The sequence below is a fragment of the Kitasatospora sp. NPDC001539 genome, from assembly GCF_040298565.1.
Taxonomy (GTDB): domain Bacteria; phylum Actinomycetota; class Actinomycetes; order Streptomycetales; family Streptomycetaceae; genus Kitasatospora.
In genome coordinates this window covers 1-6,431 of sequence record NZ_JBEPAK010000327.1, presented here as the reverse complement: position 1 = coordinate 6,431, position 6,431 = coordinate 1, and the positions used below count along the sequence as shown (strand labels likewise).

The following is a 6,431-nucleotide window of genomic DNA, read 5'->3' as shown; positions in this document are numbered from 1 at the left end:
GGGGCGAGGAGTTGGGTGGTGTCGTGGTGGTTGAGGGGGATGGAGGCCATGCCGCCGTGTCCGGCGATGGCGAGGATGGCTTGGCTGCGCAGGGCGGCGATGCGGGCGCCGTCGTGGAGGGTGAGGGCTCCGGCGATGGTGGCGGCGGCGATTTCGCCTTGGGAGTGGCCGATGACGGCGGTGGGGTGGATGCCGAGGGATTGCCAGAGGTCGGCGAGGGCGACCATGGTTGCGAAGAGGGTGGGTTGGACGATGTCGACGCGGGTGAGGTCGAGGTGGCCGCGCAGGGCGTCGGTGAGGGACCAGTCGATGTAGGGGTCGAGGGCGGTTTGGCAGCGGGCGATGGAGTCCGCGAAGACGGGGGAGGTGTCGAGGAGTTCGGCGCCCATGCCGGCCCACTGCGAACCCTGGCCGGGGAACACGAACACCGGACGCTCGAAGGCGCTCGTACCGTCCGGAGTCGGCACCGACCCGTCAGCGACGGCGGCGAGACCGCTCAGCAACTCCGTACGGCTCTCCCCGACCACCACCGCGCGGTGTTCGAAGACCGAGCGCCCGGATACCAGCGCGCAGGCCACGTCGGCGACCGCCCACTCGGGCCGTGCTTCGACGGCTTCCCGCAGCTGTTCGGCCCGGGCGCGCAGTGCGGCAGGGGTCCGTGCGGACAGCACCCACGGCACCACGGGCGAAGGCGCCGTACCCTCCGGCCGCTTCGCCGCTGCGGGCGCGTCCTCGACCGGCGGCGCCTCCTCCAGGATGACGTGCGCGTTCGTCCCGCTGATGCCGAAGGAGGACACGGCGGCCCGGCGGGTCCGCTCGCCGGCCGGCCACTCCCGGGCCTCGGTGAGCAGTTCCACCGCCCCGGAGGACCAGTCGACGTGCGGGGTGGGTTCGTCGACGTGCAGGGTGGGCGGCAGGACGCCGTGCCGCATCGCCATCACCATCTTGATGACGCCGCCGACCCCGGCCGCCGCCTGGGTGTGGCCGATGTTGGACTTCAACGAGCCCAGCAGCAGCGGCCGTTCGGCAGGCCGCTCCTGCCCGTACGTCGCCAGCAGGGCCTGGGCCTCGATCGGATCGCCCAACCGGGTGCCCGTCCCGTGCGCCTCCACCGCGTCCACATCGGCCGGCGTCAGGCCCGCATCCGCGAGCGCGGCCCGGATCGCCCGCTGCTGAGAGGGGCCGTTCGGCGCGGAGAGCCCGTTGGAGGCGCCGTCCTGGTTGACGGCCGAGCCGCGCACCACCGCCAGCACCCGGTGGCCGTGGCGCCGCGCGTCGGAGAGCCGCTCCAGCAGCAGGACACCGACACCCTCCGCCCAACCGGTGCCGTCGGCGGCGGCCGCGAAGGCCTTGCAGCGCCCGTCGGGGGCGAGGCCGCGCTGCCGGCTGAACTCGACGAACATGCCCGGTGAGGCCATCACCGCCGCCCCGCCCGCGATCGCCATCGAGCACTCGCCGGAGCGCAGGGCCCGGGCGGCCAGGTGCAGGGCGACCAGCGAGGAGGAGCACGCCGTGTCCACGGTGATCGCCGGCCCCTCCAGGCCGAACACGTAGGACAGCCGGCCGGACAGGACGCTCACGGTCGAGCCGGTCAGGACGTGCCCCTCGACGGTGGCGGGCGCCTCGTGCATCCGGACGCCGTAGTCCTGCGTCATCGCGCCGACGTAGACGCCGGTCCGGGTGCCGCGCAGCGACGCGGGGTCGATGCCGGCCCGCTCGAACGCCTCCCAGGAGGTCTCCAGCAGCAGCCGCTGCTGGGGGTCCATCGCCAGCGCCTCGCGCGGGCTGATCCCGAAGAACCCGGCGTCGAACCGGTCCGCGTCGTGCAGGAAGCCGCCCTCACGGGCGTAGGTGCGACCGCTGCGCGTCGGATCCGGGTCGTACAGCGCGTCCAGGTCCCAGCCGCGGTTGTCGGGGAACGGCGTGACGGCGTCCCGGCCGTCCGCGACGAGCTGCCACAGCTGCTCGGCGGAGTCGGCGCCGCCGGGGTAGCGGCAGGCCATCGCGACGATGGCGATCGGCTCCCGGTCGTCGGCCGCGGTCGGGTCCGGCTCCGTCGGGGCGACGGTCTCACCGGTCAGCCGGGCGAGCAGCTCACGCTCCAGGGCCTCCCGGGTCGGGTGGTCGAAGAGCAGCGTGAGCGGCAGCGGCAGGCCGGTCGCAGCCGTGAGCCGGTTGCGCAGTTCGACCGCCATGGCGGAGTCGAAGCCGAGGTCCCGGAGCGGCCGGTTCCCGTCGGCGCCGGCCGCCGCGGCGCCGCGCAGTGCCGCGATCTCGGTGCGCACCAGGTCGCCGATCCGGCGGTGCAGGTCGGCGCCGGAGCGGAGCGCGGCGGCCCCGGCGGTGCCCGGGCGGGAGGCGTCCGACCGTGCGGCGCGGAACGGGTACGTCGGCAGCGGGACGCGCCGGGCGCCGGATCCGCCGAGGACGGCCTGCCAGTCCGGCGCGGCTCCCCGGACGTGCAGTTCGGCCATCGCGGTGAGGAACCGGTCGGCGCCGCCCCGGTCGCGGCGCAGGGTGCCGACGACGGCCGCGTCCGTCAGGCCCTCGTCGTCCAGGGTCTCCTGGAGGCCTCCGAGCAGGCCGGGGTGCGGGCTGACCTCCAGGAACAGCCGGTGCCCGTCGGCCAGCAGCGCGCGGGTGGCCTCCTCGAAGCGGATCTCGCTGGTGATGTTCCGGAGCCAGTAGCCGGCGTTTAGGGCCGCGGTGTCCAGCAGTCCGCCGGTGAGGGAGGAGTAGAACGGCACGGTGCAGCTGCGCGGGCGGACGTCGGCCAGGCCGTCGAGGACGAGCTCGCGGTCGAGGCCCAGCCCGGGGGAGTGCGCGGCGAGTCCGTTGCTGAGCCGCTTCGCCCGGATGCCCTCGGCCGTGAGCTCGGCGAGCAGTTCGTCGACGGCCTCCCGGTCGCCGGAGAACAGGACGGACCGCGGGCCGTTGCTGCCGGCCACGACCAGTCGGCCCGGTCGGCGGGCGAGCCGGGGTGCGAGCTGCTCGCGGGTCAGGAGGGCGGAGACGAGGTCGCCCTGGCCGGCGGCGGCGGCCTGGGCCCGGCTCCACAGCGCCACCACCTTGGCGGCGTCGTCCAGGTCGAGTGCGCCGGCGACGTGGGCGGCCGCGATCTCGCCGAGGCTGGCGCCCACCACGGCGGCGGGTGCCACTCCGCAGGCCCGCCACAGCGCGGCGAGCGAGACCATCACGGCGAACAGGACGGGCTGGACGACGTCGACCGCCACCGGTGCGGGGGCGCCCGGCGCTCCGCGCAGCACGTCGGTCAGCGACCACGGGACGTACGGTGCGAGCGCGTCCTCGCAGGCCCGGATGTGCTCCCGGAACGGCTCCGAGGTCTCCAGCAGGTCGAGGGCCATGCCCTGCCACTGGGTGCCCTGGCCGGGGAAGACGAAGACGGCTCCGCGGCCGGGCTCCGCCGTCCCGCGTACCAGCGACGGGGTGGAGCCGCCCTCGGCGAGGGCGCGCAGGCCGTCGAGGGCGTCCGCTCTGCTGTCGACGACCAGGACGGCGCGCCGTTCGAAGGCCGTCCTGGTCAGGGCCAGCGAGTAGCCGGCGTCGGCGGGTCGGAGGCCGGGATCGGCCGCCAGCTGGTCCCGGAGCGCGCGGGCCTGGGCGCGCAGGGCGTCGTCGCTGCGGGCGGAGAGGACCAGCGGCGTCCAGGTGGTGGCGAGCAGCGGCCGGGCGGCGGGCCGGGCCACCGGGGCGGGCCGAGCTGCCGCCGGACCGGTCGGTGCGGCTCCGACCAGGCCGAGGAGGTCGACGCCGGCGGTGGCGTGCTCGACGGTGACCACACTCTGGATCCGGTCCCCGTCGCGTTGCGCGTCCGGCAGCCGCCGGAGCACGGCGAGGACGGTGTCACCGTCGCCGGCGAGGGCGAGGTCGCATTCCGCGCGGAGCAGGCTCGCCGCGGCCAGCGCGACGGCCGACCGGGCGGGCGGCTCGGACGGCCCCGCCGGGTCTGACGGCCCCGCCGGGTCTGACGGCTCCGCGGGGTCTGACGGCCTTGGGCGACCGGACGGGTCGACGGTCACCCGGGGCCCGTGGAGGTCGAGGACGGCGGCGAGGCGCTCCGCCGAGGGCTCCGGTGAGGACGGGCCGAGGAAGACCCCGGTCCGGCTTCCGCGCAGCGAGGCGGGCACGATCCCGGCGTCCTCCAGCGCGCTCCAGGCGAGTTCCAGCAACTGCCAGTCCTCGGGGCGGTACCCGGCGGCCTGGGCGGCCGGGATGCCGAAGAACGCGGGGCCGCCGTCCGGGCCGTCGTAGCCCCGCGGGTCGTCCCGCCGGTCGCCCTGCGGCTCGTCCTGGTGGTCGGCTCGGGGGCCGGGCGGCGGGCAGGAAAGTCCGATGACGGCGACCGGGTCGTCCTCACAACTCGTCTGGGGCACTGCGTACTCGGCCTTCCTCGTGGTCTCGGTCTGCTGCCCGCCGCACCGGAGCAGACGGCGACGGAGCGCGTTCCGCGGTCGCTGCGCGTGCGAGGGCCGAGGCGGTCCGTCCCGTGGGCGACGGTCCGTCGCCGTCTCCGGGCTCCGACGCCGGCCCCGTCTCCAACGCCGGTCCCCGGCTCGGACACCGGTCCCCGGCTCCGACACCGGCCCCCGCCCCAGGTCCCGTCCCCCCGTCCGTCCCCGCTCCCGTGTCCGGTCCGGTCTTCCGGATCCGTCAAATGCCGCGCGCCCGCGGTGGCCTGCCTCCTTCGTCCGGGAGAGACGGCTGCCACCGCCTCGTGTCGATCTATCCGCTCGGCGACAAGAAGACTGGCAGAACGATCTTGGCGACGACTTGGAGGCGACTTGGAGGAGTCTTGGAGTGCGCGCGGGGGCCGCCCCGACGGCCCTGGACGTCCGCCCGGAAGTGTCGACCATGCCCATGTCATATGTCCCGCGACAAGAGGGCCCGGTGGCGGCGGGCGGTTCACCCGTCGCCACCGGGCTGTCGGCGGGCGCCTACGGCCGAGGTGTGCTCACGCGCAGCCCGCGACCGGGTCGCCGCGCAGGATCGAGCCGAACAGTTCCTGCAACTCGGCGCCCGGGTCCACGCCGTACTCCTCCGCCAGGGTCCGTCGGGTCCGGTGGTAGGCGTCGATCGCCTCGGCCCGCCGCCCGGACCGATACAGCGCCTTCATCAGCAGCCAACTGAACCGCTCCCGGGTCGGGAAGCGCAGGGTGAGCGCCGGCAGTTCGGCGGCGATCACCGAGAAGTCGTGCTCCTCGGCCAGCCTGGCCTCCCACAGGCTCTCGAGGGCGAGGAGCCGCAACTCCTCGAACCGGGAGGCCGCCTGGGCGCCGAGCGCGTAGTCGCTGACCTCCGGGTAGGGCGATCCCCGCCACAGCGCCAGGGCCTTCCCGAGGGTGCGGCTGGCCTTCTGGTACGTCCCCGCCTGGAGCAGGCGCCGCCCGTCGTGCAGCAGGCGTTCGAAGAGCGCCGCGTCGAGGCAGTCGGCGTTCACCGCCAGCACGTAGCCGGTCTGTTCGCGCCGCAGGACGGTGTCACGACTGCGGGGTGGCCGGTTCGGCTCCAACAGCCGCCGGAGGTTGGACACATAGCTGTGCAGGTTCGCCATGACGTCGTTCGGCGGGTTCCTCGGCCAGACGGCCTCGGTGAGCTGCTCCGCCGTCACCGGCTGGCCCGGCGTCAGGAGAAGGGCGGACAATACTGCCCGTTGGCGCGCAGACCCCGGATGCACTGGTATTCCATTGGCCTGGACCGCCAGCGGGCCTAAGACATGGAAATGCATTGCGTGACCCTCCGCCACAAAGTCACCCCCAGTAACGAAAAACGTGTCGACCGCTCGACGGAAACGCCCTGGTTCCGGGATTGATCCGGAGGCCGCACGGGTTCTCGAGCGGGTGACGACAGACTACTTGCAAATCACCTCGAAAGAAGGTCTGGATCGTCGACGCCGCTCTTGGTATGGGACGTTGACGCGAGGTCAGCCGGGTCGACCGGAGGACCGCCGCTTCGCCTGTTCAGGAGGCCGGAACGACGGCCGACCGGGATGCCGGCGTCCCCCGCCGGTGATTTTGGCGCGATCTCACCCACTGCGGGGCGTCCGGTGCGGTACGCTGCCCATTCCCCGTTCCGCCCCGCGCGTTCCACGGCTGCGCCCGGACATCCGGGCCCGGCGCCGGCAGCGGGACCGAAAGGATTACGCCGCGCCCGGATTGGGCCGCCCGGTTCCTGCCACCGGCCTTTCGCGCCGACCGGCGGAGGCGGGCGGGCGCATATCGGCGAATCCATTTCGCGCGGCGGTCGGCAGGAGTGCGCTCCCGGTCGCCCGCGCCCGGCCCGAAACGCGCGAGCGGCGGGGGCCCCGGGCGGGGGGGGGCCGGGCGGGGTGCGCGGGGGCCGGGCCCGCCGCGCCGTCCGCCCCCGGTCAGGGGAGGCCCACGGTGAACACCACCGGGCGCCCGCCCACCGGC

2 protein-coding genes are annotated in these 6,431 nt (G+C 74.8%); both read right to left on the bottom strand.

The genetic code is table 11. The features are described 5' to 3' along the window. Positions 1 to 4,394: acyltransferase domain-containing protein (locus tag ABT247_RS30650; RefSeq protein ID WP_350749084.1), on the bottom strand; the 4,394-nt coding region annotated here is incomplete at its 3' end. Between the two features lie 578 nt (positions 4,395 to 4,972). Beyond that, positions 4,973 to 5,746, bottom strand: a complete 774-nt coding sequence (locus ABT247_RS30645; RefSeq protein ID WP_350749081.1) for an AfsR/SARP family transcriptional regulator — start codon at positions 5,744 to 5,746, stop codon at positions 4,973 to 4,975. Between the last annotated feature and the right edge of the window lie 685 nt (positions 5,747 to 6,431).